This window comes from Streptomyces sp. NPDC039465 (assembly GCF_055639315.1).
The window spans coordinates 119,086-143,824 of sequence record NZ_JBVKAP010000011.1 but is presented as its reverse complement, the minus strand read 5'-3'; the positions used below and the strand labels follow the sequence as shown (position 1 = coordinate 143,824).

Sequence of the window (24,739 nt, the reverse complement as noted above, 5' to 3'; positions counted from 1 at the left end):
AGCGCCGTGCGGCGGAGGAGGGAAGGGGCCCCGCAGAAGAATCTGACTGGGTGTCAGAAAACTATTGAACTGGACCCCCACCTCCTGCAACCTGTTCTAGGTCTGAGACGGGAGGACGGCCATGGGTGGTACCGAACACCTCACCGTGCGGCGCGAAGGCGCCACACTGATACTCACGCTCAACCGGCCCGAGGCGAAGAACGCGCTCTCGCTGCCGATGCTGGTGGGCCTGCACGACGGGTGGCTGGAGGCCGACGCCGACGACACCGTGCGCTCGATCGTGCTCACCGGCGCGGGCGGCACGTTCTGCGCCGGCATGGACCTCAAGGCACTCGCCGGCAAGGGCATGGAGGGCGAGCGGTACCGCGAGAGGATGCGGGCCGACCCGGACCTGCACTGGAAGGCGATGCTCCGCCACCACCGGCCCCGCAAACCCGTCATCGCCGCCGTCGAGGGCCACTGCGTCGCGGGCGGCACGGAGATCCTCCAGGGCACCGACATCCGGGTCGCCGCCGCAGGCGCCACCTTCGGACTCTTCGAGGTCGCCCGCGGCCTGTTCCCCATCGGCGGCTCGACCGTACGCCTCCCGCGCCAGATCCCGCGCACCCACGCCCTGGAGATGCTCCTCACCGGCCGCCCCTACGACGCCGAGGAAGCCGCCCGGATCGGACTCGTCGGCCACGTCGTCCCGGACGGCACGGCGCTCACCAATGCCCTGGAGATCGCGGAACGCATCAACGCCTGCGGCCCGCTCGCCGTGGAAGCCGTGAAGGCGTCGGTGTACGAGACGGCGGAGCTGACGGAGACGGAAGGCCTGGCGGCGGAGCTCAAACGCGGCTGGCCGATCTTCGACACGGCGGACGCGAAGGAGGGCGCGCGCGCATTCGCGGAGAAGCGCACGCCGGTGTACCGGAGGGAGTGACGTCCCCCCCACCCCGCCCCCCTCCCGAACTGGGGCTCCGCCCCACGCAGCAGCCCCACCGACAAGGAGCCCGCCCATGTCACCCGCCCCCGCGCCGCAGGCACTCCGCGCCCCCCTCGTCCTCGAGTTCCCCTTCACCCGCTCCCTGGGCCCCGTCCAGTCCGCCTTCCTCACCGGACTGCGCGAACGCACCGTCCTCGGCGTGCGCACCACCGCCGGGAAGATCCTCGTACCCCCCGTCGAATACGACCCCGAGACCGCCGACGAACTCCGCGACCTCGTCCAGGTCGCCGAGACCGGCACCGTCACCACCTGGGCCTGGAACCCCGAACCCCGCCGCGGCCAGCCCCTGGCCACCCCCTTCGCCTGGGTCCTGGTCCGCCTCGACGGCGCCGACACCGCCTTGCTGCACGCCCTCGACGCCCCCGGCCCCGACGCCGTCCGCACCGGCCTGCGGGTCCGCGTCCGCTGGGCCGCCGAACGCACCGGCGCCATCACCGACATCGCCTGCTTCGAGCCCCACGACAGCGCCCCGGACGCCGAACCCGCCGCCCACGACGGCCGGTTCGACAACCCCGTCACCGGCATCGCCGCCCCGGCCCGCCTCGACTACACGTACACCCCGGGCCGCGCCCAGAGCGACCACCTCACTGCCCTCACCGACCGCCGGATCGTCGGCGAGCGCTGCCCCTCCTGCCACAAGGTCTACGTCCCGCCCCGCGGCGCCTGCCCCACCTGCGGCGTCGCCACCACCGACCAGGTCGAGGTCGGCCCCCGCGGCACCGTCACCACCTTCTGCATCGTCAACATCAAAGCTGCGCATACGGCGAATCTCGACATCGAGGTGCCGTACGTCTACGCGCACATCGCGCTCGACGGCGCCGACCTCGCCCTGCACGGCCGGATCGGCGGCATCCCCTACGACCAGGTCCGCATGGGCCTGCGCGTCGAACCCGTCTGGACCGACGGCGCCCGCCACCCCGACCACTACCGGCCCACCGGCGAACCCGACGCCGACTACGACACGTACAAGGAGCTGCTCTGATGGCACCTTCCCGGGACGTCGCGATCGTCGCCTTCGCCCAAGGCGACCACCGGCGGCGCACCGACGAGCTCTCCGAGGTCGAGATGGTCATGCCCGTCCTGCACGAGGTGCTCGGGCGGACCGGACTCAAGACCGCCGACATCGGGTTCACCTGCTCGGGATCGAGCGACTACCTCGCCGGCCGCGCCTTCTCCTTCACCATGGCCCTCGACGGCGTCGGAGCCTGGCCCCCGATCTCCGAGTCCCACGTCGAGACCGACGGCGCCTGGGCGCTCTACGAGGCCTGGGTGAAGCTGCTCACCGGCGAATGCGACACCGCGCTCGTCTACTCCTACGGCAAGTCCTCACCCGGCTCCGTGCGCGACGTCCTCTCCCGCCAGCTCGACCCCTACTACCTCGCGCCGCTGTGGCCCGACTCGGTCGCCCTCGCCGCCCTCCAGGCCCAGGCCCTGATCGACGCGGGCGACACCACCGAAGGCGAACTCGCCGCGATCGCAGCCCGCAGCCGGGACGCCGCCACCACCAACCCGCACGCCCAGCTCCCCGGCGCCCGGCCACACGGCGACCACGTCGTCGCCCCCCTGCGCACCGGCGACTGCCCGCCCATCGGCGACGGCGCCGCCGCCGTCGTCCTCGCCGCCGGCGACAAGGCCCGTGAGCTGTGCGAACGCCCCGCCTGGATCCGCGGCATGGACCACCGCGTCGAAGCCCACGCACTCGGCGTTCGTGACCTCACCGACTCACCCTCCACCCGGCTCGCCGCCCGCCGGGCGGGCGCCTTCGACCGGCCCGTCGACACCGCCGAACTCCACGCCCCCTTCACCTCCCAGGAAGTGGTCCTGCGCAAAGCCCTCGACCTCGACGAGAGCGTGAGGGTCAACCCGTCCGGCGGAGCGCTCGCGGCCAACCCCGTCATGGCCGCCGGACTGATCCGCCTCGGCGAGGCCGCCGCCCGCATCCACCGCGGCGACAGCGACCGCGCCCTCGCCCACGCCACCTCCGGCCCCTGCCTCCAGCAGAACCTGGTCGCCGTACTCGAAGGGGAGTCGCATGTCCGGTAAGGAGCCCGTGGCCGTCGTCGGCATCGGCCAGACCAAACACGTCGCCGCCCGCCGGGACGTCTCCCTCGCCGGACTCGTCCGCGAAGCCGCCCGGCGCGCCCTCGACGACGCCGCCCTCACCTGGGCGGACATCGACGCCGTCGTCATCGGCAAGGCCCCCGACTTCTTCGAGGGCGTGATGATGCCGGAGCTCTACCTCGCCGACGCGCTCGGCGCCGTCGGCAAACCGATGCTCCGCGTCCACACCGCCGGATCCGTCGGCGGCTCCACCGCCCTCGTCGCCGCCCAGCTCGTCGCCGCCCGCGTCCACGGCACCGTCCTCACCCTCGCCTTCGAGAAGCAGTCCGAGTCCAACGCCATGTGGGGCCTGTCCCTGCCCATCCCGTTCCAGCAGCCGCTGCTCGCCGGAGCGGGCGGCTTCTTCGCCCCGCACGTACGCGCCTACATGCGGCGCACCGGCGCCCCCGACACCGTCGGCTCCCTCGTCGCGTACAAGGACCGCCGCAACGCCCTGAGGAACCCCTACGCCCACCTCCACGAACACGACATCACCCTCGCCAAGGTGCAGGCCTCCCCGATGCTGTGGGACCCGATCCGCTACTCGGAGACCTGCCCGTCCTCCGACGGGGCCTGCGCCATGGTCCTCACCGACCGCGCCGGAGCGGCCCGCGCCCCGCACCCTCCCGCCTGGCTGCACGGCGGCGCCATGCGCAGCGAGCCCACCCTCTTCGCCGGCAAGGACTTCGTCTCCCCGCAGGCCGGCAAGGACTGCGCCGCCGACGTCTACCGCCAGGCGGGCATCACCGACCCGCGCCGGGAGATCGACGCCGTCGAGATGTACGTCCCCTTCTCCTGGTACGAGCCGATGTGGCTGGAGAACCTCGGTTTCGCCGACGAGGGCGAGGGCTGGAAGCTCACCGAGTCGGGCGTCACCGAACTCGACGGCGACCTGCCCGTCAACCCCTCCGGCGGGGTCCTGTCCACCAACCCCATCGGCGCCTCCGGCATGATCCGGTTCGCCGAGGCCGCCCTCCAGGTCCGCGGACAGGCCGGCGAGCACCAGGTCGAGGGGGCCCGCCGGGCCCTGGGCCACGCCTACGGCGGCGGTGCCCAGTTCTTCTCGATGTGGCTGGTCGGCGCCGAGCCGCCCACCACCTGACGCGCACCGGCCGCGGACCTCGGTCCGCGGCCTGTGCGGCGCCCGTGCTGATCGCTAGGCTGGCCCCCCAAGGCGACGATGCGGGAGGAGCACGGACGTGGCGGAGAGCACCACCACCCAGCACACCTTCGCGGGCTGGGAGAAGCCGGAACTCGACCTCAGCAACGCCGACTGGCAATCGGGCAGCCAGGGCGCGGGGGACGTCCAGATCGCCTTCGTCGAGGGCTTCGTCGCGATGCGCAACGCGGGCCGGCCCGAGGTCCCGTCGCTGATCTTCAGCCCCGCCGAGTGGCGGGCCTTCGTCCTCAACGCGCGTGACGGAGAATTCGACCTGACCTGACACCGTCGCTCTGACACAGCGTCAGCCCGCCGCCAGCACGTCGCGGACCCGGGACGCCTGTACGTACGGATCGCCCTCGGCCCGTACGGGATAGGCGTCCCGCTTCAGGTTCCAGGCGTTCTCCATGGCGAACCAGTCGATCGCCACCGGGGCCCGGCCCGTCACCAGCGCCGTCTCCAGGCTGTCGAAATACGCCGACCAGCGCGGCGCGTAGAAGCCCGAGACGAGCCCCGCCCACTCCCGGTTCGCGTAGTCGTGCAGATGGCCCAGCTCGCTGCCCGCGCGCGGCCCCCAGGTGGTGAGGATCGACCGGGCGTCGAACTCCCACCGGGCCCGCTCCTCGTCGGTGGTGCCCCATGCCCTCGCCGCCTCGAGCCACGGCCCGAGCAGGAACCGCTCGTCGGCGGCGAGCAGCTCGTCCAGCAGCGTCAGATGCCCCAGCCACCGGTCCGTCAGCTTCCGGAACCCTGCCAGGTCCTTTGCCTCGTACGCGCCCTTGATCAGCGGCAGCAGCGCCCGGCTGCGGTTGGCCAGGGCCTGCCGGGCCACGTCCACCAGATCGAACCGGTAGGCGTCGGTGCCCCGCAGCGCGGGCGCGACCTTCAGCAGCTCGCTCAGCGCCCGCGTCACGGTCGTGGCGTCGTAGCGCATCTCCCCGGGGCTCCAGCGGGCCGCCTGGCCCGCCGTCAGACTCGGCCGGGCGGTGAAGAGGCTGTCCTGCGGCTCGCTCCACTTCCCGGCCGGGGTGCTGTACGGGCCGCGCCGCAGCAGCTCCCACGCCGCGACCGCGTGCGGATCGGCCGCGCCGTAGCGGCGCGCGGCGTACGACGCGAACCAGCCTGCCTGGTCGAACGGTCCGGTCCGCCAGGCCAGTTCGGTGAACAGTTCGTACGCGGCCGGGTTGCCGCCGGTGGCCTCCGGTAGATACGCGATTCCGCGCAGCGCGCTGTCCGGCTTGGTCCGCCACCGCTCGAACCGCTCCGTCCACACGGCGGTGTTGGCGCCCAGGGTCGTGTGCCCGCCGAAGTTCGGGATCGTGCCGAACGCGTACGGGGCGCCGTGCCACGACGTCTCCCGGTCGAGCCCGTCCCGACGGTCGGAGTAGCCGTCCACGATCAGTAGCCGGCTCTTGTCCACCGCGTCGATCACCTCGACGGACGGGTTCTTCTGCCAGCCCAGGAGCACCCACACGGCGCCGGGCCGCGCGGTCTGCAGCGCCTTCATGACCGCGGCGGCCGCGGCCCCGACCGGGACGTCGCCCGCGCTGCCGCCTTCGTGCAGCAGATCCATCTTGTACAGCGTCGACGTGCCGAAGATCCGCTTCTGGTGGCGGTAGAACGCCTCGGCGACCTGGCCGAAGAGGGGGCCGCGCGGGTCCAGCCAGTCCGGCCGGGCGAAGGCGGCCCAGGTGCCCTGCGGCACGGTGCGCCCGCCCGGCCGGCGCTCGGCGAACCCCGGCGGGACCGTCCCGAAGTACCCCGGCAGGACCGGCGTCATCCCCAGCTGCCGCAGCCGGTCGGCGATCCGCCGCCCGAGCCTGGCCCGGTCGTCGAGGAGCCGCTCGGAGACCGGGCCGCCGAACGACGACAGGTTCTGCATCAGCCACCACGGCTGGTGCGCCGGCCCCGGAATCCAGGCACGCAGCTCCTGCCCGGAGTATCCGAACTCGCGTAGCGCCCGCGCGTACACCGCGTCCGCTCCCATCTGCACGAACACCTCGTTGACGCCGTGCAGCGCGAGCAGGTCGATCTGCCGCTCGTACGCCGCCCAGCCGCGGTACGCGCCGGAGTAGCCGTCGTCGGTGTCGTTGAGGGCGAAGCGGTGCGGCACCGCCGCGGCCCTGCGCTCGGCGCGCGGGGCGGGGAGCGTCGCGGGGAGCCGTTCGGTGCTCGTGCCGGGCCAGCCGATGTCGACCTTCGCGGTGTGTTTGAGGTACCAGTTCACGCCGGTCAGCAGCACGGCCGGGCTGGTGCCCCGGACCCGTACGGCCCCGGCCCGGCCCGACACGGCGAAGTAGTCTCCGGAGGCCGGGCGGGCCACCGGCTCCAGCGCGAACTGACGGGCATGGCGCGGCAGCAGCCGTACGAGTGCCGCGCGGGCCGGATCGGCCGAGAAACCGGGCCGGGTGCCCGGCGGGGGACCCGCCTGGGAGACGGGGGCCGTCACGGCGGTGGCGCAGCCGACGAGCGCGCAGGCGGCGAGGACGGTGGCCGCGCGGACGGCCCGGGAACCGAGGATGCTCAACGGGTACCTCCTCCGCTCCGCGGGCAACGGGCCACGGAGCGTGCTCATGATCCCGGCCCGAGGGCCCCGGGCCCGGACGACCCACCGGCACCGTCACCCGCCTATCGTGGTGATCATGAGCGGTGAACATGATCTGACCAGGCTCCTGACCGGCATGCGGCCCCGGCTCAACCCCGGGCCCTACGTCTTCACCACCGTCCCGGGCCCCGCCGTACCCCCCGGCGTCAACCCCGTCGTCACCGTCGCCGAGACCGAGGCCCTCACCCTCGTCGTCCGCCAGGCAGAGGCCGACGCCGCCTCCCTGCCGTACGACTACGTGGCGGCCTGGATCACGCTCCGTGTCCACTCGGCGCTCGACGCCGTCGGCCTCACCGCCGCCGTCGCGACCGCGCTCGCCGACGCCGGGATCAGCTGCAACGTCGTCGCGGGCTTCCACCACGACCATCTCTTCGTGGACCAGGGCCGTGCGGGTGACGCCCTGACCGTGCTGCGTGAGCTGGCCGAGCGGGCGGCCTAAGCCCGGCGACGCGGGACGCGCCCGGACACGTACCATGGCGGCATGTCCTTCCTCCGCCGCCGCAGCGCCGCCACACCCGCGGGCCCGGACTTCGACGTCCTGGCCATGGACCCGGGGGACTGGCCCGGAAATCTCGGCGCCGGCCTGCTGCCCGCGCCCGACGGCAGCTGCCAGGGCGTCTTCCTGCGCTACGACCTCTTCGGCGGCCGCGGCCCCGCGATGATCATCGGCAATCTGCCCGAGGGATCGCCCGCCCGCGAGCTCGCCGAGGGCCAGATCCCCTTCGAGGTGGCCCAGCTCCTCGCGGCCCTGGAGAACGACGAGCCGGTCGAGGTCGTCGGCACCGAGGACGTCCCCGTCATGCAGGGCGACAACCTCCTGATCGTGCGCCGCCTCAAGCTCTCCGAGAGCCGTATCTCCTGCGTCCAGTTCGACCGCAGCGACAACGTCCTCGTGACCATCGCCAGTTGGGACCGGCCCATCACGGACGACCTGTACGCGCTGCTCAAGCCGCTGCCCGCAGAGCTGTTCCAGCAGGGCTGAACTTGTAGAGTCGCACCATGGCTTCCGACGAGGGCAACGCGACCGGCGGGACCGCACGGGTCGACAGCTGGATCTGGGCGGTACGCCTCACCAAGACCCGCTCCCAGGCCGCCACGGCCTGCCGGGCCGGGCACGTCCGCGTCAACGGGGAGCGCGCCAAGCCCGCCCAGCCCGTGAAGGCCGGCGACGAGGTCCGGCTCTTCCACGCCGGGCGGGAGCGGATCGTCGAGGTACGGCGGGTGCTGACCAAGCGGGTCGGACCGCCGGTCGCCGCCGAGGCCTACGTCGACAACAGCCCGCCCCCGCCGCCGCGCGAGCATGTCGCCCTGGCCGGTGTCCGCGACCGGGGCGCGGGCCGTCCGACCAAGCGCGAGCGCCGCGAGCTGGACCAGCTCCGCGGCGCCCGCGAAGGCCGCTGACCGCCCGCCGCTACGGCGCGAGCAGCGCCGGCACCCGGGCCGCCGACGTTCCCAGCCCCGTCGGCCCGGACGGCAGGCCCTGCGCGAGCCTCCGCGCCAGCGGCGTACCGCTGCCGCGGTGCACGTCCTGCGCGCCGTACCGGCGGATCCCGCGGTGCCAGTTGAGGATGCCCACCATCCAGTCCTCCAGCTCCCGTACGTAGGACTCCAGCGCGGCCCGCCCGGCCTCGCTCACCTCGAAGTCCTCGTACAGCAGCGGCAGTTCATGCTGCTTCACGTGGAGGAACTGGCGCATGCGGCCCTTCATCAGATCGTCGATGATCGCCATACCGGTCGGGTAGTCGCAGTCGAAGAACTTCTGCACCACCAGCACGCCGTTGTGCACCTCACCCTCGACCTCGATCTCCTTCTGGTACGAGAAGAGGTCGTTGATGAGCATCCCGTAGTCGGCCGCCGAGCTCTCCAGACTGCGCACCGTACCGCTGCGGTAGATCTCCGGCCCCAGCTCATTCGTGTGCCGCAGCCGGCACAGCAGCATCGTCAGCTCGGAGCCGAAGGTGTGCCGGCGCATCTCCAGATAGTCCACCGGGTCCGGGATCCGGTGCTGCGCCTGGTTGTGCAGCTCCCACATCCAGCTGTCCAGCATCGTGTCCATCGCGCAGCGCAGTTCGGCCCGCGCGGCCGCGTCCATGGGCTCGGTCGTACGGGCCCACAGGTCGGCGAGCGACCGCTCCAGGGGGCCCACGGCCAGTGCGGCGCCCGCGCCGGGGTCCTCCACGGACATGCACGCCTTCAGCCGCTCGGTGGCGTCCTTCGCGCCCACGAGATTGCGGGTCCGCCCGAAGACCTGCGGGTAGTAGTCGTCGCCGTACGTGCCCCAGGTCAGCCACTCCGCGCTGAGCTCCAGCTCCTCCAGCGTCGCGTCCGGGTCAAGACCCGCCGAGCAGAGCGCGAAGTCGAAGCCGACCAGCATCTCCTCGTCCCACAGGTCCTCCAGCATCCCCATCCGGCGCGCCCACTCCACCGACCGGGCAAGGGCCTCCTGGTGGTGCGGGCTGAGCGACAGCTCGAAGGGCATGTCGAAGTCGGGCAGCAGCGACGGCCCCACGCGCTGGTGCGGCACATGCGTGAAGCTGCGCAGCCGCGCGGCGGCCGGACGGCCGAACAGGGTCCGGATGTCCAGGGCCGACGTGCCGAGCACCCCGCCGGTCCACGAACTGCCCGTCAGCGCACCCTCGTTCATGTAGCGGCTGGAGCGCAGATGCCACTCGTGGCCGCCGGACTGCCAGTCCTGGAGCCCCTTGGTGTAGAGGGCGACCGCCGCGCACTCCTCGGGGCTGAGCCCCTTCTCCACGCACAGCGCGGGAACCTCGGTCAGCGCGGTGTTCTCGAACTGCTGGAGCCGGGAGGTGAGCAGGTCGTTGACGGCCTCGGCGGCCTGCTGCGTGGTGCAGTCGAGGAACTTCTCCAGCACGAGGACGCCGTTGCTGTTCTCGCCCTCGTCCTCGACCTCCCGCTGGTACGAGAAGAGGTCGTTGCGCAGGTGCACCGCGTCGGCGAAGGCGTCGGTGAGCACGCGCAGCGGCCGGGCCCCGGCCACCTGCGCGGGGATCTCCGCGCCCGCCGCGTACTCGATCAGACCGGCCGACCAGGGGGCGCCGCCGACCTTGCGGCGCATCTCGATGTACTCCACCGGATTGGCGATCCGGCCCTCGTTGATGTTGGACAGCTCCCACATCGACTCGTTGAGGAGGTTCTCCGTCGCCAGCGCGAACCGGGACCGCCAGCCGGGGGACATCGACGGGACCGTACGCATCCACAGATCCGCGAGCCCGGCCTCCACCGGATTGGTCGGCTCCGGCATCGGGGTGGCGGGGTCCAGCGGCATGAACAGCGGCAGCCGGTCCAGATAGGCCTTGCCGCCCGCCCGGTCCTGGGTCCGTTTGAAGACGTCGAGGAAGTGGTCGTCGAAGAAGAAGACCCAGACGTACCAGTCGGTGACCAGCGACAGGGCCTCGGCGTCGCAGTCGGGGTGGGTGTAGGAGCACAGCAGGGCGTAGTCATGGGAGTCGAGGTCGTGCTCCTCCCAGATGCCCGAGCCTTCGAGCATCCCCATGCGGCGCGCCCACTCCTTGGTGTGCGCCCGGGCCTCCTTCACATGGGGGTTGAGCCGTGCCGGATACGGGACATAGAAATCCGGCAGTACGAAGGGCTGTGCCATGCGTGCGAGGCCTTCCGGTGAGCGATCGTCACTTCCGGGCCGTGCCCTACCCCTGCCCCGGGCGCTCCACTCCGCTCTCCGGATTAGTCATATGAACTCCACGCTCCGGCTCGCGGGCCCCGGACTGCGCCAGAGCGCGCTTGACCTTCACACCGGTATGAAGCCTTAGCGTCCCCTCCCATGAGCGCACATTCCCCGACCTCCTCTCTCGTCCACCGCAACGGCCACCCCGCTACTGCCGACGACCTCGCCCCGCTCGCCTTCGCCGGCTACGCCCACTTCACCGCGATGCAGATCCGCGACGGCCGGGTCCGCGGCCTCGACCTCCACCTTCAGCGGCTGCGCCGCGCCTCGATCGAACTCTTCGGCCGGGCACTCCCCGACGAACTGGTCCTCACCCACCTGCGACAGGCCCTCCAGGACGGCCCCGAAGACCTCTCGCTGACGGCCACGGTCTACTCACCGGCGGGCGAATTCACCGTCGCAAGCCCCGAGGTGGAGCCCGAGCTGCTCGTCCGTACCGGACCGCCCGCGACAGGACCCCAAGGACCGCTGACGCTGGCCACCGTCGGATACGAACGGGTCCTGCCGGCCGTGAAGCACGTCGGGGAGGTGGCCAAGACCTACTTCCTCCGTGACGCCGTCGCCCAGGGCTTCGACGACGCGGCCTTCGTCGACCGCCAGGGCCGCCTCAGCGAGGCGACGATCTGGAACCTCGCTTTCTGGGACGGCTCGGCGGTCCTCTGGCCGCTGGCCGACATACTGGAAGGCACCACGATGGGCATCGTCCGCCGGCAGCTCGACAGGCTCGGCGTCCCCCAGCGCGTCCAGGAGGTCACACCCGCCGACCTGCCGACGCTCGCCGGAGCCGCGGTCATGAACTCCTGGACACCGGGAGTGGCGGTGCACCGCATCGGCACCGCCGCCCTGCCCGAAGTCCCGGACTTCCTCGACCTCCTCCACCGCGCCTACCAGGCCGAACCCCTCACCGCCCCCTGAGCGGTCAGACGCGGGAGACCCGCACGTCCGACGCCTTCACGAAGGCGACCCGATGGCCGAACTGGATCTCGTAGTACAGCTCCTTGCCGCGCACCACGGTGTGACCGGTCGTGTCGTACACCGGCGCGTAGAAATACTCGCCGGGTGTACGGTCACCCACCACATAGGACTGGCCTGCCGCCAGCGTGTACGGCAGCGGAACCACCGACTGCACCGGCACCCCCGACGGATACGCGGCCGCCTCCGGATAGGCCCGCCCGTACACCGGAACCCCGGCCGGGCCCTCCTTCGGGGTCAGCACCCAGCCCCGCGCGCCCACCGCCGTCGGCGCCGAGCGCGGATTGTGGAACCACGCCTTCTGCCCCAGGTACCAGATCGCCGTCCAGTCCCCGCGACGCTCGGCCACCGCGTACTGCTGGCCCGTCGAGGCCCGGGCACCCGTGTCGTTGACCCCGGTCGTCGCGGGGCTCCCGCCCGGGCTCAGCCCGATGTCCTTCACCAGCGGGCTGTCCGCGTCCGGAGCGCTGTGCAGCCGCACCGCGCCGCTGCCGTGCGGAGCGCAGGTGTCACCGGGCTTCAGACAGCTCGTGTACACCGGCCGGTGCCGGACGTAGTCGGGGCGGATCGTCACCACGGCGCTGTGCGGCCCGGCGGTCGGCGTGAACGGCCGGCCCAGCAGCGTGAAGTAGTGGTCCCAGTCCCAGAACGGCCCCGGGTCGGTGTGCATGCCCCGGATCGTCGCCGGGACCGTCCCCGGCACGTTGTCGTGCCCCAGGATGTGCTGCCGGTCCAGCGGGATGTCGTACCGCTTGGCCAGATACCGCACCAGACGCGCCGAGGCCCGGTACATCGCCTCCGTGTACCACGCGTCCGGAGACACCAGGAACCCCTCGTGCTCCAGCCCCACCGACTTGGCGTTCACGAACCAGTTCCCGGCGTGCCAGCCCACGTCCTTCAGCGGCAGATGCTGGGCGACGTGCCCGTCGGAGGAGCGCAGCGAGTACTGCCAGGACACGTACCGCGGGTCCTGCACGAGCTTCAGGGTCATCTCCCAGCTCGCCTCGGTGTCGTGCACCACGATGTACCTGATCGACTGGGACACCGGCCGGTTCGCCTTGTCGTGGTTGCCGTAGTCACCGTCGCCGAACTCCTCGTACGGCGCCGGGATCCACTCGCACGGCACCGACACCGGGCACTCCGACAGTCCCCGGTCGGCCGTCCGCAGCCCCAGCGCCGCGACCTGACCGGGGTCGGCGACCACATCCGCGTCCGGCGGCAGCGACACCACCTGCCCGCTGTCCGTGACCCGCCGCTGACCCGTACGGATCACGTCGAAGACGTCGTTCGCGTAGGCCGTCGCGGTCGCCGTGTCATCGGCGCCCGAGTACCGCGCCACCGCACCGAACCACGCCGCCGGATCGGCGCTCGCCGGCCGGCCCAGCTCCCGCTGCGCGGCGGCCAGCAGCGCCGCGCCGCCCCGGATGTTCGCCGCACGGCTCGTCCGCAGCTCCTCGGCCGCGATCCCAGAGACCGCCGCCGCCCGCTCCAGGGTCCGCAGCCGCGGCGGCAGCTCCGACACCTCCGGCAGCCGGGCCTCCGTACCGTACTTCGGCCCGCGCGCGTCGTCACCGCGGGCGTCCTCCGCTCCATGCGAGTGGTGCGGGGCCCGCGCCAGCGCGGTTCGGGCATCCGTCAGATGCATCGGACCGTACCCACCGCTCACACTCGGCGCGCCGCCGTGCCCGTCCCACCGGGACTGCAGGTACGCCACGGCGAGCAGCACACCCGGGGGTACGTCGTACCGCTCGGCGGCCGCCGCGAACTCGGCCTGGAGCGATCCGGTCGCCGGCTGATCGGCGGTGGCGGACGGACCCGCCGACAGCAGGGGCAGCAGCAGCGCCACGGACGCGACGGCGCCCAAGGCTCCACCGGCGCGTCCGCGGGCGCGCCTGAGGAAGAGAAGACGGGGCAAGGCAGCCTCCTGGGGGACCGGGGTGACGACGGGGCGTACAGTGCCGGACCCGTACAGGGGTAGCCGCTTCCCGACGGCCCGTCAATGACCCCACGACACCGGAGAGTTCCCAGATCAGAGCCGTTCGGGGGAGTTTCGCGGCGACGGCGCACGGGCCTGCGGCGCGTCAGTGGAGTGGACCTGTGCCGCCCGAGCGCCACCCCGAGGAGGCCGGAAACGACAGCGCGCTGCGCGCCCGGCGTGTCGGCACCGGGCGCACAGCGCACTTCCCCCTCGTCGTCGGTCGGCGCGCCTCAGCGCGTCCCGACCGCAGCGCGCACGGCCCGCCGTGCCAGCGCGCAGTCATCATGCAGCCGCCTCAGCAGCAGCCGCTGTTCCTCCCCGGGGGAGACCGCACCGGACGGCAGCTGCACCGAACCGGCCGGCGGAGCCTCCCGGATCGTGCGCTGCACCGCCGTCTCGTACGTCCGGATCTCCCGGGTCAGCACCATCATCAGATTCACCAGGAACGCGTCCCGCGACGCCGGACCCGCCGACTGCGCCAGACCACTGATCTGCCGCCGCGCCAGCGGGGCGTCACCGAGAACCGACCAGAGGGTCGCCAGGTCGTACCCGGGCAGGTACCAGCCCGCGTGCTCCCAGTCGACCAGCACCGGTCCCGTCGGCGACAGCAGGATGTTCGACAGCAGCGCGTCGCCGTGACAGAACTGGCCCATGCCCTGGCGGCCACCCGCGTGGGCCAGGCCGTGCAGCAGCTTCTGCAGGTCGTCCCGGTCCCGGTCGGTGAAGAGCCCGAGCTCGTGGTAGCGGGCGATGCGGGACGCGTAGTCCAGCGGCGCGTCGAACGTGCCGGCCGGCGGCCGCCAGGCGTTGAGCCGGGCGATCGCCCCCAGCGCGGCCCGTACGTCCGCCCGCGGCGGGGCCTCCATCGGGTGCCGCGTCAGCGCCGCCGGACGTCCCGGCATCCGCTCGATCACCAGCGTGCAGTTCTCCGGATCCGCGGCGATGAGCCGCGGCGCCCGCACAGGCGGACGGTGCCGGACGAACGCACGGTATGCCCCTATTTCGTGCCGGAACCGCTCGGTCCAGACCGGCGAGTGATCCAGTAAACACTTCGCGACCGCAGTCATCCGTCCCGTGGTCCCCACGATCAGCACGGACCGGCCGCTGCGGCGCAGTACCTGCACCGGATGGAACTCGGGGCAGATGCGGTGCACGGAGGCGATCGCCTTGCGCAGCTGCGCGCCCTGGGGGCCGGACAAGTCGATTCTCCCGCTCAGCGGCTGGGTCACGTTCCCTGCCCAGCGTCGGGCCCGACCCGCGTGCGTGGGGTCGAGGAACGGTCCGCTCCCGGCCTGGGCCGGGACGGTGCGCTGCGGCCGGGGCGGGGCGGACACGGAGGACGATGCTGTGTACATGGGCGAGACAGATCCCTTCGTGTGCCGACGAGTTGCGTACGCCTGCCCCGTCCCGTTCCCCGGTCGACACCCTGGGGAATGCGGGCCGGTTTCCGGGGCGGGGTGGCGCTTTCCTACCTGACACCCAGGCGCGGGTGGCGGAACATCGGGCGCACCCTGGCGAACCCTGGCGAATAGTCGCCAGCCCTATGACAGGGGGTTACTGTCAACTCAGCCGAGAACCTGGGGGCTTGACGTGACCGGAGATTCCAACACCCGCCTGGCAGACCTGTTCGGCCTCACCGGCTGGTCCAAGGGAGAGCTCGCGCGGCTCGTGAACCGGCAGGCGGCGGCCATGGGCCACCCCCAGCTGGCGACCGACACCTCGCGGGTGCGGCGGTGGATCGACATGGGGGAGACCCCGCGCGATCCCGTGCCCAGAGTGCTGGCAGCCCTGTTCACCGAGCGACTCGGCCGTGTCGTGACCATCGAGGACCTCGGGTTCGTACGACACGGGCGCGCCGGCAAGCGGCAGAACGTCAGGAAAGGTGACAACCCTGACGGGCTCCCCTGGGCACCCGAGCGTACGGCGGCGGTCCTCACCGAATTCACGGGAATGGACCTCATGCTCAACCGACGCGGCCTGGTGGGCGCGGGCGCCGCGCTCGCCGCAGGCTCCGCACTCAGCAGCGCCATGCACGACTGGCTCCACACCAACCCCGCACCAGCAACCGACGCCCCCCGCGCCACCGATCCCCTGCACGCCGACCCCGCTGGGTTCGACCGCTACGAAGCCGCCCCCATCGGGTCGCAGGAGATCGAGGCACTGGAACGTTCCGTCGAAGTGTTCCGCGCCTGGGACGCGGCCCGCGGCGGAGGACTTCAGCGCAAGGCCGTGGTGGGCCAGCTCAACGAGGTGGGCGGCATGCTCGCCTACCGCCACCCCGAACACCTCCAGCGCCGGCTCTGGGGCGTCGCCGCCAACCTGGCGGTCCTCGCCGGCTGGATGTCCCACGACGTCGGCCTCGAACCCACCGCCCAGAAGTACTTCGTCATCGCCGCCCACGCGGCCCGCGAGGGCGGCGACCGGCCACGCGCCGGCGAGGCCCTGTCCCGCGCCGCGCGTCAGATGGTCCACCTCGGGCGTCCCGACGACGCCCTGGACCTGATGAAGCTCGCCAAGTCGGGCTCGGGCGACGAGGTACTGCCCCGGACCCAGGCCATGCTGCACACCATCGAGGCCTGGGCGCAGGCCTCCATGGGCCGGGGCCAGGCCATGCGGCGCACCCTCGGCGAGGCCGAGGACCTCTTCGTCTCGGACAAGGGCGATGTGCCACCGCCCAGTTGGATGCAGATGTTCGACGAGGCGGACATGCACGGCATGCAGGCCCTCGCCTACCGCACCCTGGCCGACCATGAGCCCACCGCCGCGCTCACCGCCCAGCGCCACGCCAAGCAGGCCCTGGAGCTGCGGATCAACGGCCGCCAGCGCTCCAAGATCTTCGACTACATCTCCCTGGCCTCGGCGTGCTTCATCGCCGACGACCCCGAACAGGCCGACCGTTACGCCCGGCTGGCCCTGGTGTCGATGGGGGACAATTCCTCGCACCGCACCTGGGACCGGCTGCGGGAGATGTACCGGCTCACCGCGCAGTACGCCGGGTACGCGAAGATCGAGGACCTCCGCGAGGAGATCGCGCTCGCCCTGCCCAAGCAGTCCCGGACGGCAGGGGCCTGAGCCACCCCGTCCCTCCCGCACGGATCCCGCCCGGCACGGAAAGAACCCCCGCACAGAAAGAACGAGGGCGCGCCGAGCGCGCCCTCGTCACCGGCCGATCGTCCAGGAGCCCCGTCGACCACCCGGGGCCCGGACCTTCCTCCTAGCCGCCCACCCGGACCACCAGCACGCAGGCGTCGTCCTCGCGCGGTCCCTGACCGAACTCCTCGACCACCGACCGTACGACTTCCTGCGCGTCGCGGGCCCCGGCGAACCGCGGCGCGAGGGACAGCAGGCGGTCCGTACCGAAATCGTCGCCACCAGTGCCGCGTGTCAGCCCGTCCGTGTGCAGCACCAGCACGTCACCGGGGCGCAGCCGCACCTCGCACTGTTCGTAGACGGCCCCGTACGTGGCACCGAGCAGCATCCCTTCGGGCCGCTTCAGCGCACACCCCTTCCCACCGCGGAACAGCAGCGGGGAGGGGTGTCCTGCCTGTGCCCAGCTGAGTGTCTGGGTCACCGGGTTGTACCGGCAGCACAGCGCACTACCCAGCGCGGGCTGCGCGGACGCTTCCAGCAGCTGGTTGAGATGGCCCATCAGGGCGCCGGGGGCGATACCCGCCACGGCCATTCCGCGCAGCGCGCCCAGTAGCATCGCCATGGACGAGGTCGCCATGACCCCGTGGCCGGTCAGATCGCCGACGGTGAGCAGCGCGTCTCCGCCGGGCAGCGCCAGCGCGTCGTACCAGTCCCCGCCGATCAGCCCGGAGCTGCCGGAGGGAAGGTAGTGCCCGGCCAGATCCAGCGGTTCGGGACCACCGGTCGCGAACCGCAACGAGCCGCGCCAGGGCGGCAGCACGGCCTCCTGGAGCTCGACCGCGACCCTGCGCTCGGTCTGCTCGATGTGCTGCATGCGCTGGAGCGAGTCGCTGGACTCGCGGACCGCCCGCTCGCTCCGGCGCAGCTCGCTGACGTCTCGTAAAACGGCCCACATCGACGCGGTGCATCCATCGGAGTCCAGCACCGGCTCGCCCATCATGTGCACGGTCCGCACCCGGCCGTCGCTGCGCACGATCCGGAACTCTCCGTCGATCGGCTTCCCGTCGATCAGGCAGTCCGTCACCATGGCTTGAAGTAGACCCTGATCTTCGGCGAAAACCATCGCCGGCATCTCGTCGAGCGTCATCGGACCGCGCTCCCGCGGCCGCCCGAAGATTTGGTACAGCTCCTCGGACCAGCTCACCTCGTCGGTGAGGAGGTTCCACTCGGCGCTGCCGACCCGGCTGAGCAGCGAACCGGTGCGCTGCGCCGACATCTCTTCGTAGACGGGCCCGGCAAGCGGACCGGACGGCCCGTCCATGATCGGCTCGGCCATCTCGTCCGGGACCCCGGCGCGCAACTGGCCGAGGTGGGCGCCGAGATCGTCGAGCTGGTGCATGGCCAGCTCGCACAGGGCGCGCTGCCAGCGGCCCTGCGGGTCGTCCTCGTCCGTCACGGCGTCCCGGCGCACCGCGTCCACGTCGCCACGCAGCCGCCGGGTCTGCGAGATCAGTGCGTCCACCGTTCCGCGCTCGGGCGGCTGCTGGGCGGGACGGTCCGCGAACAGATGGGACGGCATGTCGTACTCCGATGCAAGCGCGCGGCCATGTCTGAAAGGGTGGGCCAGTTACGACTGTTGCACAGGCGGCGACGGCCTGTAAGTGATTTGGCAACACTCGATACGGTGGTGCTTCTGGTATATGCCAACGGCCCGACGGTTATCGGCCACCGAACCGGGCCATGGACGGCCCGCCGGAGGGCTACGGTGCTCATGTGGTGATGAACGACGTGGTCGGCACGGTGATCGACGATACGGCCCAGGCCGGGAACGGGGGCGCGGCAAGGCCCATGAGCGAGGACACCGCGGGGACCGCGCTGCTGCTCGCCGCGGCTCCGGCGGGCAAGGGCCGCGTCATCGACGCGGCGTCCGCCCTGCCTGCCCTCGCGGCCGTACCGCCCAGCGCCCTGACCGGGACCGGCGCGGCCACCGTGGTCGAGCTGGCCGACCCGCTCGACCCCCAGACCGTCCTGACCCGGCTGCGGGCCGCCGCCGCGGCGCCCGGCCCGCTCTCCGTCTACATCGCGGGACAGCTCCACCTCGACCGCCGCCAGGGCCTGCCGCATCTCGCCCTGGCCCGCACGGCCACCGCGACCCTGCGGTACACCGCGCTGCCCTGGCACTGGCTGGCGGGCGAGCTGAAGATCCGCAGACCGGGCACCACGCGTGTCGTCGTCGACCTGGTCGCGGACGCCGAGGTATGGGAGCGATGGGCCGGCCACGGCACCCTCCTGTCGCTGGGTCAGGGCACGAGTCTGTACGGCCGCGTGGCCCCGCCGCCACCCCGTCGCACGGTGGTGCTCCCCGCCTACCTGAAGGCGTATGCGTCGATCTGGCGCAGTGGCGCCCGTCCGCCACTGCCCCTGCTGCACGAGCAGGCCGCGGCGCGTACGGGGACGGAGGACGGAGCCGTACTGCTCGCGACGGACGGCACGGCGCCGATGCACGCGCCGCCCGCGTCGCTGGTCACCATGGCGGCGCCACCGGCCACTCACGTGGCCCCGCCCGCACTCGCGCCCGACCCGCATCCGGCGATCCTCGCCGCCGCGCAGGCCGGGCGCCACGGAGAGGCGGCGGCCGCCGCGGCCGCCTGGGAGCAGGACGCCCTGCGTGTCCACGGCCCCCGCTCCCCGCAGGCGATTCACTGGATGGAGGTACGCGCCGACCTCGCCCGACTGGCCCAGGACCCCGCCCGCAGCTGTGAGTTGTGGCTCGCCGCCGCACAGGCCCGGCTCGACGCGGGCGGCTCCCCGGCCGACCAGGACGTCGAGGGCGCCGTCGACCGCGCCCACCACCAGTGGGAGCGCCTGACCGACCCGGCCCGCGCCCACGCCCTGGCCCCCGCGCTCGTCACGCTGCGCGAGCGGGTCCCCGGCCGTCAGCCGGGTGCGCTGGAGGCGCTCCGGCGCAGACTGGGCTGACGGCTCAGCCCCTCGAGCCGATCGGCCCGAGTCCTACGCGTCGTCCTCGTCATCCTCGAAGTCGTCGTCGAAGCCGTCGTCGAGGTAGTCGTCATTGAGGGCGTCGACCAGGCGCTCGTCGATCGGGTTGCCGAGGGCGTCCTTCTCCATCAGCATGCGGCGCAGCACGTTCAGCGGGTAGAGGCCGCGCTCCGGGCCGTCCGAGGGGAGGCTCACGCAGGGGGTGTCGAGGACGCCGGGCCGGTCGGCCGGGTCGAAGAGCGGGGCCGGCGCCTGGTCCGCCGTGGTGTCCGGCTCGTACTTCCACACCGTCCCGCGCTCGCGGCAGACGACTTCGCCGAGGTACCAGACGGCGCCCTGGACGAACGGGCCCCGTCGCTGTGCGGCGATCTCCGCGTCGGTGTCGAACGTGTCCCGCAGGAGGTCGTCGAGGACGTCGAGGGAGGAGGGGCTGAAGTCGAACCGTTCCGGGCCGCCGGCGTCCTCGGCCCAGCGGGGGAAGGCGGCCTGTCGTTCGGTCAGCCAGGCCAGGAGCTCGGGGTGCCGGGCCGGGTCGGTGCCGTGTTCCGCGTGGTCGGTCATAGCGGCCCACCGTAGCGAACCGGTCCGGCGCGGCATTCAACCACCTGTGGATGTTTTGTAGTTGAGCGATGTCCCGCCGGTAAACCGTTGCATCAGCAAGCGTGGGAGGCCCTAGTCTGAGCCGCTGGCGGACGGGGACATGTCACGGGGGCCCCACCCCGCCCGCCCTCCCTGTCCCACGAGCCCCCTATCAGGGACCTCAGTGAGCACTCCGATAACGACGCGCCTGAAGCGGCGCCTGGCCTCGTGCCTCGCGATCGCTTCCGCGGCCGGGATGATGCTGGTCGGCCTCCCGGCCGCACCGGCGCAGGCCGCGCCCGGCGACACCGCGAAGATCACTACTGGAAAGCGCTGCGACCAGCTCCACCTCGGCAAGACGTACCCGCGGACGCCCGCGAACTCCGGCGCGCCGGGCAGCGGTCACCACGACGTCTTCCCCGGGCTGGACGAGCAGTACTTCTTCGACAACCTCTTCAAGGGGTTCGACAACCTTCCCGCCCCGACGCCGCAGCAGCTCGGGCAGGTCGGCCGCACGGACGACGACATCGACGCGTGGGACAAGAAGTACGCGGCGTCGAAGGACCCGGACGACATGCGGAATGGGATCTACGCCCGCTACAACCGGTTCAAGGACACCGCGCAGAACCCGAACCTGCCGTTCGGGAAGTGGATGAAGCGCTACCTGATCAACAACGAGATCAACAACCACAAGGGTGGCGCCTTCGAGCGCAAGACGGTGCGTGACTTCAAGATGATCGGCCCGGACTGGCTGTGTGAAGTCACCATCGAGATCCGCGACAAGGACGGCAAGCTCGTGGCGCGTCGTAAGTACGACTCCTACAACGAGAAGCTGAACCAGTTCGGCGAGTTCAAGTCCAACGGCAAGTACCGCTCGAACCAGCTCAAGGCCGACAAGATCATCATGCGGCACAAGGACGCCAAGTTCGACTTCACCAAGAACAAGCTGGTCATGTACGCCGGGGAGAAGGCCACCCGGGGGACGACGAACCAGTACGGCGCCCTGAACAAGGCCCTCCAGGGCGAGCGGAACACCACGGGCAACCCGGTCCGTATCTACGAGCGGCGCGCGACCGGCAAGGGTGTCTTCCCGACCACGAAGTACTCCAAGTCCTACCCGGTCATGAACCCCGACCCGTCGAAGGGGTCCCGAGGCCCCCTCAACGACGCCGCGTTCGACTCGGGCAAGACCCCGAAGGAAGCCAAGGCGCTCCAGCGCCAGTACCAGCAGGTCAACACCCGCAGCGGCCTCGGACGCGGCCCCGGCGGCATCGACTTCTCCACCCTTCAGCTCCAGTACGTCGGCAACCCCGTCAAGGGCAAGGGCCTGGACTACTCCTTCAAGGCCGACTACATGCCCGACGAGGACGAGAACCCCGGCTACGGCGGCCAGGCCAAGCTCCAGCTCGCCTCCGACGCCCTGTTCACCTGGCTCGCACTGACGCCGGACAAGTTCTGGGTCAACCTCAACCCCGACCAGCCCGACCGGATCATGGACTCGGCCTTCGCGAAGACCGACGCCGGCCGGGTCCTCCTCGAAGCCGACCTGGCGATGAAGCACGACTTCGCCAACGCGATCAACCCCGAAAAGCACGCCGGCGCCCGCCGGTTCTGGGACACCGCACCGCGCCGTGACGGGATGCCCTGCTTCCCCATGGTCCGCATGTGGATCGAGCCCCAGACCGCCAAGGTCCGTGAGCAGGACGGCGGCATCTACATCCTCGACGCGCCGCTGAAGGTGTCCACCGAGTGGATGGACGTCAAGTACGAGAACCCCGGCGCCCGTATCTGCAAGCTCACCGACCCCGAGAAGCGCGCCAGCGAGACCCTGCTGCGGGCCAACGTCATCCCTGAGGTCGAGAAGCGCGTCAACACCACCGCCACCTACGCCGACCTGCGCCGCGTCTACGCGTCCCGGGTCGCCGCCGAGTGGATCCGCCAGCAGGACGCCAAGACCCCGACCGACTTCCGCAAGATCATCAACAGCAATGTCGTCGACCGGTGGACGCTGCGCGCGCCCAACGAGAAGTGGTCCAAGACCGAGACCTGGCAGCGGTACATGAAGTCCTACCGCGAAGGCGTCGAGTGGTTCGAACTCCGCTACGGCGGCAAGGTCTACAACCAGGGCGTCGGCGGCGTCGACTTCTCCAAGTCGCCCAAGCGGAACATCACCCAGACACGTTTCCAGGTCGAACACCCGCGCCTGCCCGCCACCACCAAGACGTCCGTCCGCGCGGAGATCTCCGCCCGCGAGAGCGACACGTCCTACCTGGGGGGCAACGGCGCGGGCGACAGTGACAACGGCGGCACCCCCGCCCCCACCCCGACGCCCACCGACCCGGGCAAGCCCACTCCGACGCCGACCGGCCCGGGCGCGCCCGACCCGACCGTCACCAACCGCCCCGACCCGGGTGAGACCGGCGGCAACAAGCCCGACCCGGACGGCGACCTCGCCCACACCGGCAGCGACACCCCCGTCGGCCTGATTGCCGGCATCGCCGCCGCCGCGGTGGCCGCCGGTGCGGGCCTCGTGTGGTGGAAGCGGCGCCGGAACGCCATGGGCTGACCGGAACAGCACCGCAGGAAGAGGGGGTCTCCCGTTCGGGGAGGCCCCCTCGCGGCCCGATTCGCCGATGTGAGCTGGGTGCCGCTGGTGCTTCCCAGGGCGGGCAGGCCAGCCAGGTCAGCGGATCTTCTCGCCCGCCGCCAGCTTCGCGATCATCCGAGTCAGCCGCTCCGCCCTGTTCTCGGGCGTGCGGGCCGTCACCAGCCGCAGGATAACCAGATAGCGGTCCGTCTTGCCGAGGCTGTCGTAGAAGTCCTTGGCCGCCGGGGAACCGGCCAGCGCCGCTTCGAGGTCGGGCGGGACCGTCGCCTCCTTCTGCGACGGGTACGCGGCCGCCCACCGCCCGTCCTCCTGGGCGGCCCGGACCTCCGCGAGACCGGGCTCGCGCATCCGTCCGGCGGCGGTCAGGGCATCGACCTTGCGGACGTTCACCAGGGACCAGAGGCTGCGCGGGCGGCGCGGGGTGATCTTCTGCAGGAAGTGGACGGTGTCGTACGCCCTGCGCTGCCCGTCGATCCAGCCGAAGCACAGGGCGACGTCGATGACCTCCTCCGAGGTGATCGACGTGACGCCCGTGCCCTTCTTGGCGAGCTTGAGCCAGACACCGGACGCCGTCGCGTGATTCCCGGCCAGCCAGGCCTCCAGCACGCCCGTGTCCGTGGGAACGAGCACCTCAAGTCCGTCGAGTGAGTTCATGATCCCAGAGTGCCCGCCCGACCCGCCCGATGGGGGATGAGCGATGATCTCGGTATGAGCGGGAACGACACAGAGATACGGATCCGGCGCGCCACCGCGCGTGACGCGAGGCGGCTGACGGCCCTGGTGCGTACCTCGCGATCCTACGAGGGGCCGTACGCGTCGATGGTCGCCGGCTACCGCGTGGGCCCCGACTACATAGAGACCCACCGCGTGTTCGTGGCTGCCGGGCCGGACGGAGCGGTGCTCGGTTTCTACGCGCTGGTGCTGGATCCGCCCGAGCTCGATCTGCTCTTCGTCGCCGACGCGGCCCAGGGTCTTGGGGTGGGCCGGCTCCTCATGGAGCACATGAAGGGTGAGGCGCGGGAGGCCGGGCTGACCGAGGTGCGGATCGTCTCGCACCCGCCCGCCGAGGGGTTCTACCTGGGGGTGGGGGCGCGCCGCGTGGGCACGGTCGAGGCCCGGCCGCCCGCGGTGATGTGGGACCGGCCCGAGCTGGTGATCGACTGCGCTCCGGTCAGGGACCTCCCCGCACGAGCAGGTCGATCGCGAAGGCCGTGATCAGCGCGCCGGCCGCCAGCGCCGTGCCCAGCCGCCCGCGGGGGCCGGTCAGGGCGCGGCCCAGGAGCGCTCCGCCCCCGGCGAGCAGCAGCTGCCAGCTGGCGGACGCGGTGAGCGCGGCCAGCACGAAGACGGTCTGTTCGAGGACGCCAGGGGCCTCTGTGGCCCGGGTGCCGAGGACCAGCGCCGCGAAGTAGATCACGGTGAGGGGGTTGAGCAGCGTGATCCCGACGAGCCCGAGATAGGCCCGGAGCGGTCCGGGCGGAGTGCTCACGGTCCCTTCGGGCGCCTGCGGGCGGCGGTGGCGGCGTAGAGCGGTGAGGGTGCCGTGGGCGGCGAGGGCGATCAGGACCAGGGCCGACACCAGGCGCAAGGGCGTCGCGGCGGGGGCGAGCAGCGGGGCGAGCGAGGAGCCGCCGACGACGGCGACCAGTGCGTACAGTCCGTCGGCGGTCGCCACTCCCAGTGCCGCCGCGGCGCCGATCCGCAAGGACGTACGCGCCGTGAGCGCCACCAGATAGGCCGCGACCGCTCCGACCGGCAGGGCGATGCCGTATCCGGCGAGGAGCCCCGCGACGAGCGCGGCGGTCATGCGACGGGCGGCGTAGGCCTCCGTCGGGGGCCGGGCTGCTGCTGGCCGCGCGTCGGTAGGACGGCGGGCATCAGCGGCAGGAAGGCGAAGGTGTGTGTCATGCCCGGATTCTGGCGACGCCTGACGGCCACGGGCAACTCATTTGAGGAC

General features: G+C 71.9%; 21 protein-coding genes. 13 read left to right on the top strand and 8 right to left on the bottom strand.

All coding sequences use genetic code 11. The features are described from left to right. Positions 1-121: 121 nt before the first annotated feature. The 5 genes from ACZ7LT_RS29700 (at position 122) to ACZ7LT_RS29680 (ending at position 4,527) form a co-directional block, all read left to right on the top strand. Positions 122-922, top strand: a complete 801-nt coding sequence (locus ACZ7LT_RS29700; protein WP_471239204.1) for a crotonase/enoyl-CoA hydratase family protein — start codon at positions 122-124, stop codon at positions 920-922. A gap of 76 nt (positions 923-998) precedes the next feature. Next, entirely contained in the window at positions 999-1,967 is a 969-nt protein-coding gene (locus ACZ7LT_RS29695) for a Zn-ribbon domain-containing OB-fold protein (RefSeq protein WP_471239203.1), read from the top strand. Further along, complete coding sequence (locus tag ACZ7LT_RS29690; RefSeq protein WP_471239202.1) at positions 1,967-3,028, top strand: thiolase domain-containing protein; 1,062 nt, start codon at positions 1,967-1,969, stop codon at positions 3,026-3,028. The genes ACZ7LT_RS29695 and ACZ7LT_RS29690 overlap by 1 nt, the downstream gene beginning before the upstream one ends. Beyond that, positions 3,018-4,187 (top strand): thiolase domain-containing protein, encoded by a 1,170-nt coding sequence (locus ACZ7LT_RS29685; RefSeq protein ID WP_471239201.1) that lies wholly within the window; start codon positions 3,018-3,020, stop codon positions 4,185-4,187. The genes ACZ7LT_RS29690 and ACZ7LT_RS29685 overlap by 11 nt, the downstream gene beginning before the upstream one ends. A gap of 97 nt (positions 4,188-4,284) precedes the next feature. Then, the gene (locus tag ACZ7LT_RS29680) at positions 4,285-4,527 is read left to right on the top strand and encodes a DUF397 domain-containing protein (RefSeq protein ID WP_471239200.1); all 243 of its coding nucleotides are present in this window, start codon (positions 4,285-4,287) and stop codon (positions 4,525-4,527) included. Positions 4,528-4,548: 21 nt separating this feature from the next. Here the strand turns inward: ACZ7LT_RS29680 and ACZ7LT_RS29675 are convergent, their stop codons facing one another. Then, positions 4,549-6,771 (bottom strand): alpha-N-acetylglucosaminidase, encoded by a 2,223-nt coding sequence (locus ACZ7LT_RS29675; protein ID WP_471239199.1) that lies wholly within the window; start codon positions 6,769-6,771, stop codon positions 4,549-4,551. Positions 6,772-6,886: 115 nt separating this feature from the next. Between ACZ7LT_RS29675 and ACZ7LT_RS29670 the strand changes: the two genes are divergently transcribed. The 3 genes from ACZ7LT_RS29670 to ACZ7LT_RS29660 are packed head-to-tail and all read left to right on the top strand — an operon-like array spanning position 6,887 to position 8,250. Continuing rightward, a complete protein-coding gene (locus ACZ7LT_RS29670) occupies positions 6,887-7,288 on the top strand; it encodes an ACT domain-containing protein (RefSeq protein WP_471239198.1) in 402 nt (133 codons plus the stop codon). A 42-nt stretch (positions 7,289-7,330) separates the two neighbouring features. After that, a complete protein-coding gene (locus ACZ7LT_RS29665; protein WP_471239197.1) occupies positions 7,331-7,831 on the top strand; it encodes a hypothetical protein in 501 nt (166 codons plus the stop codon). Between the two features lie 17 nt (positions 7,832-7,848). After that, the gene (locus tag ACZ7LT_RS29660; RefSeq protein ID WP_471239196.1) at positions 7,849-8,250 is read left to right on the top strand and encodes an RNA-binding S4 domain-containing protein; all 402 of its coding nucleotides are present in this window, start codon (positions 7,849-7,851) and stop codon (positions 8,248-8,250) included. Positions 8,251-8,260: 10 nt separating this feature from the next. Here the strand turns inward: ACZ7LT_RS29660 and ACZ7LT_RS29655 are convergent, their stop codons facing one another. Beyond that, complete coding sequence (locus ACZ7LT_RS29655; protein ID WP_471239195.1) at positions 8,261-10,471, bottom strand: terpene synthase family protein; 2,211 nt, start codon at positions 10,469-10,471, stop codon at positions 8,261-8,263. 180 nt (positions 10,472-10,651) lie between these two features. Between ACZ7LT_RS29655 and ACZ7LT_RS29650 the strand changes: the two genes are divergently transcribed. Next, entirely contained in the window at positions 10,652-11,470 is an 819-nt protein-coding gene (locus tag ACZ7LT_RS29650; RefSeq protein WP_471239194.1) for an aminotransferase class IV family protein, read from the top strand. Between the two features lie 4 nt (positions 11,471-11,474). Here ACZ7LT_RS29650 and ACZ7LT_RS29645 read toward each other — a convergent pair whose 3' ends face one another. Continuing rightward, on the bottom strand, positions 11,475-13,391 hold the full coding sequence (locus ACZ7LT_RS29645; RefSeq protein WP_471239265.1) for an N-acetylmuramoyl-L-alanine amidase: 1,917 nt from the start codon (positions 13,389-13,391) through the stop codon (positions 11,475-11,477). A 344-nt stretch (positions 13,392-13,735) separates the two neighbouring features. Beyond that, positions 13,736-14,860, bottom strand: a complete 1,125-nt coding sequence (locus tag ACZ7LT_RS29640; protein WP_471239193.1) for an aminoglycoside phosphotransferase family protein — start codon at positions 14,858-14,860, stop codon at positions 13,736-13,738. Between the two features lie 235 nt (positions 14,861-15,095). On the opposite strand from ACZ7LT_RS29640, the gene ACZ7LT_RS29635 reads away from it, so the two are divergent. Next, complete coding sequence (locus tag ACZ7LT_RS29635; RefSeq protein ID WP_471239192.1) at positions 15,096-16,577, top strand: DNA-binding protein NsdB; 1,482 nt, start codon at positions 15,096-15,098, stop codon at positions 16,575-16,577. A gap of 142 nt (positions 16,578-16,719) precedes the next feature. Here ACZ7LT_RS29635 and ACZ7LT_RS29630 read toward each other — a convergent pair whose 3' ends face one another. Further along, positions 16,720-18,174, bottom strand: coding sequence for a PP2C family protein-serine/threonine phosphatase (locus ACZ7LT_RS29630; RefSeq protein WP_471239191.1), 1,455 nt, complete (start codon positions 18,172-18,174; stop codon positions 16,720-16,722). A gap of 269 nt (positions 18,175-18,443) precedes the next feature. Between ACZ7LT_RS29630 and ACZ7LT_RS29625 the strand changes: the two genes are divergently transcribed. Beyond that, positions 18,444-19,574, top strand: a complete 1,131-nt coding sequence (locus ACZ7LT_RS29625) for a hypothetical protein (protein ID WP_471239264.1) — start codon at positions 18,444-18,446, stop codon at positions 19,572-19,574. 33 nt (positions 19,575-19,607) lie between these two features. Here ACZ7LT_RS29625 and ACZ7LT_RS29620 read toward each other — a convergent pair whose 3' ends face one another. Continuing rightward, entirely contained in the window at positions 19,608-20,156 is a 549-nt protein-coding gene (locus ACZ7LT_RS29620) for a hypothetical protein (RefSeq protein WP_471239190.1), read from the bottom strand. Positions 20,157-20,358: 202 nt separating this feature from the next. Here ACZ7LT_RS29620 and ACZ7LT_RS29615 point away from each other — a divergent pair, with 202 nt between their 5' ends. Next, entirely contained in the window at positions 20,359-22,740 is a 2,382-nt protein-coding gene (locus tag ACZ7LT_RS29615) for an LAETG motif-containing sortase-dependent surface protein (RefSeq protein WP_471239189.1), read from the top strand. Between the two features lie 117 nt (positions 22,741-22,857). Here the strand turns inward: ACZ7LT_RS29615 and ACZ7LT_RS29610 are convergent, their stop codons facing one another. Continuing rightward, the gene (locus ACZ7LT_RS29610) at positions 22,858-23,436 is read right to left on the bottom strand and encodes a YdeI/OmpD-associated family protein (RefSeq protein ID WP_471239188.1); all 579 of its coding nucleotides are present in this window, start codon (positions 23,434-23,436) and stop codon (positions 22,858-22,860) included. A 54-nt stretch (positions 23,437-23,490) separates the two neighbouring features. On the opposite strand from ACZ7LT_RS29610, the gene ACZ7LT_RS29605 reads away from it, so the two are divergent. Then, positions 23,491-23,997, top strand: coding sequence for a GNAT family N-acetyltransferase (locus tag ACZ7LT_RS29605; protein WP_471239187.1), 507 nt, complete (start codon positions 23,491-23,493; stop codon positions 23,995-23,997). On the opposite strand, the gene ACZ7LT_RS29600 is transcribed toward ACZ7LT_RS29605, so the two are convergent. Continuing rightward, positions 23,954-24,589, bottom strand: coding sequence for a LysE family transporter (locus tag ACZ7LT_RS29600; protein WP_471239186.1), 636 nt, complete (start codon positions 24,587-24,589; stop codon positions 23,954-23,956). The genes ACZ7LT_RS29605 and ACZ7LT_RS29600 overlap by 44 nt on opposite strands. Between the last annotated feature and the right edge of the window lie 150 nt (positions 24,590-24,739).

What these genes read in the sequence shown, in the direction of transcription:
- ACZ7LT_RS29655 (WP_471239195.1), bottom strand. Translation starts at nt 10,471, where the DNA reads ATGGCACAGCCCTTCGTACTGCCGGATTTCTATGTCCCGTATCCGGCA.
- ACZ7LT_RS29670 (WP_471239198.1), top strand. Translation starts at nt 6,887, where the DNA reads ATGAGCGGTGAACATGATCTGACCAGGCTCCTGACCGGCATGCGGCCC.
- ACZ7LT_RS29610 (WP_471239188.1), bottom strand. Translation starts at nt 23,436, where the DNA reads ATGAACTCACTCGACGGACTTGAGGTGCTCGTTCCCACGGACACGGGC.
- ACZ7LT_RS29625 (WP_471239264.1), top strand. Translation starts at nt 18,444, where the DNA reads ATGAGCGAGGACACCGCGGGGACCGCGCTGCTGCTCGCCGCGGCTCCG.
- ACZ7LT_RS29685 (WP_471239201.1), top strand. Translation starts at nt 3,018, where the DNA reads ATGTCCGGTAAGGAGCCCGTGGCCGTCGTCGGCATCGGCCAGACCAAA.
- ACZ7LT_RS29640 (WP_471239193.1), bottom strand. Translation starts at nt 14,860, where the DNA reads ATGTACACAGCATCGTCCTCCGTGTCCGCCCCGCCCCGGCCGCAGCGC.
- ACZ7LT_RS29660 (WP_471239196.1), top strand. Translation starts at nt 7,849, where the DNA reads ATGGCTTCCGACGAGGGCAACGCGACCGGCGGGACCGCACGGGTCGAC.
- ACZ7LT_RS29690 (WP_471239202.1), top strand. Translation starts at nt 1,967, where the DNA reads ATGGCACCTTCCCGGGACGTCGCGATCGTCGCCTTCGCCCAAGGCGAC.
- ACZ7LT_RS29600 (WP_471239186.1), bottom strand. Translation starts at nt 24,589, where the DNA reads ATGACCGCCGCGCTCGTCGCGGGGCTCCTCGCCGGATACGGCATCGCC.
- ACZ7LT_RS29665 (WP_471239197.1), top strand. Translation starts at nt 7,331, where the DNA reads ATGTCCTTCCTCCGCCGCCGCAGCGCCGCCACACCCGCGGGCCCGGAC.
- ACZ7LT_RS29620 (WP_471239190.1), bottom strand. Translation starts at nt 20,156, where the DNA reads ATGACCGACCACGCGGAACACGGCACCGACCCGGCCCGGCACCCCGAG.
- ACZ7LT_RS29630 (WP_471239191.1), bottom strand. Translation starts at nt 18,174, where the DNA reads ATGCCGTCCCATCTGTTCGCGGACCGTCCCGCCCAGCAGCCGCCCGAG.
- ACZ7LT_RS29700 (WP_471239204.1), top strand. Translation starts at nt 122, where the DNA reads ATGGGTGGTACCGAACACCTCACCGTGCGGCGCGAAGGCGCCACACTG.
- ACZ7LT_RS29695 (WP_471239203.1), top strand. Translation starts at nt 999, where the DNA reads ATGTCACCCGCCCCCGCGCCGCAGGCACTCCGCGCCCCCCTCGTCCTC.
- ACZ7LT_RS29605 (WP_471239187.1), top strand. Translation starts at nt 23,491, where the DNA reads ATGAGCGGGAACGACACAGAGATACGGATCCGGCGCGCCACCGCGCGT.
- ACZ7LT_RS29650 (WP_471239194.1), top strand. Translation starts at nt 10,652, where the DNA reads ATGAGCGCACATTCCCCGACCTCCTCTCTCGTCCACCGCAACGGCCAC.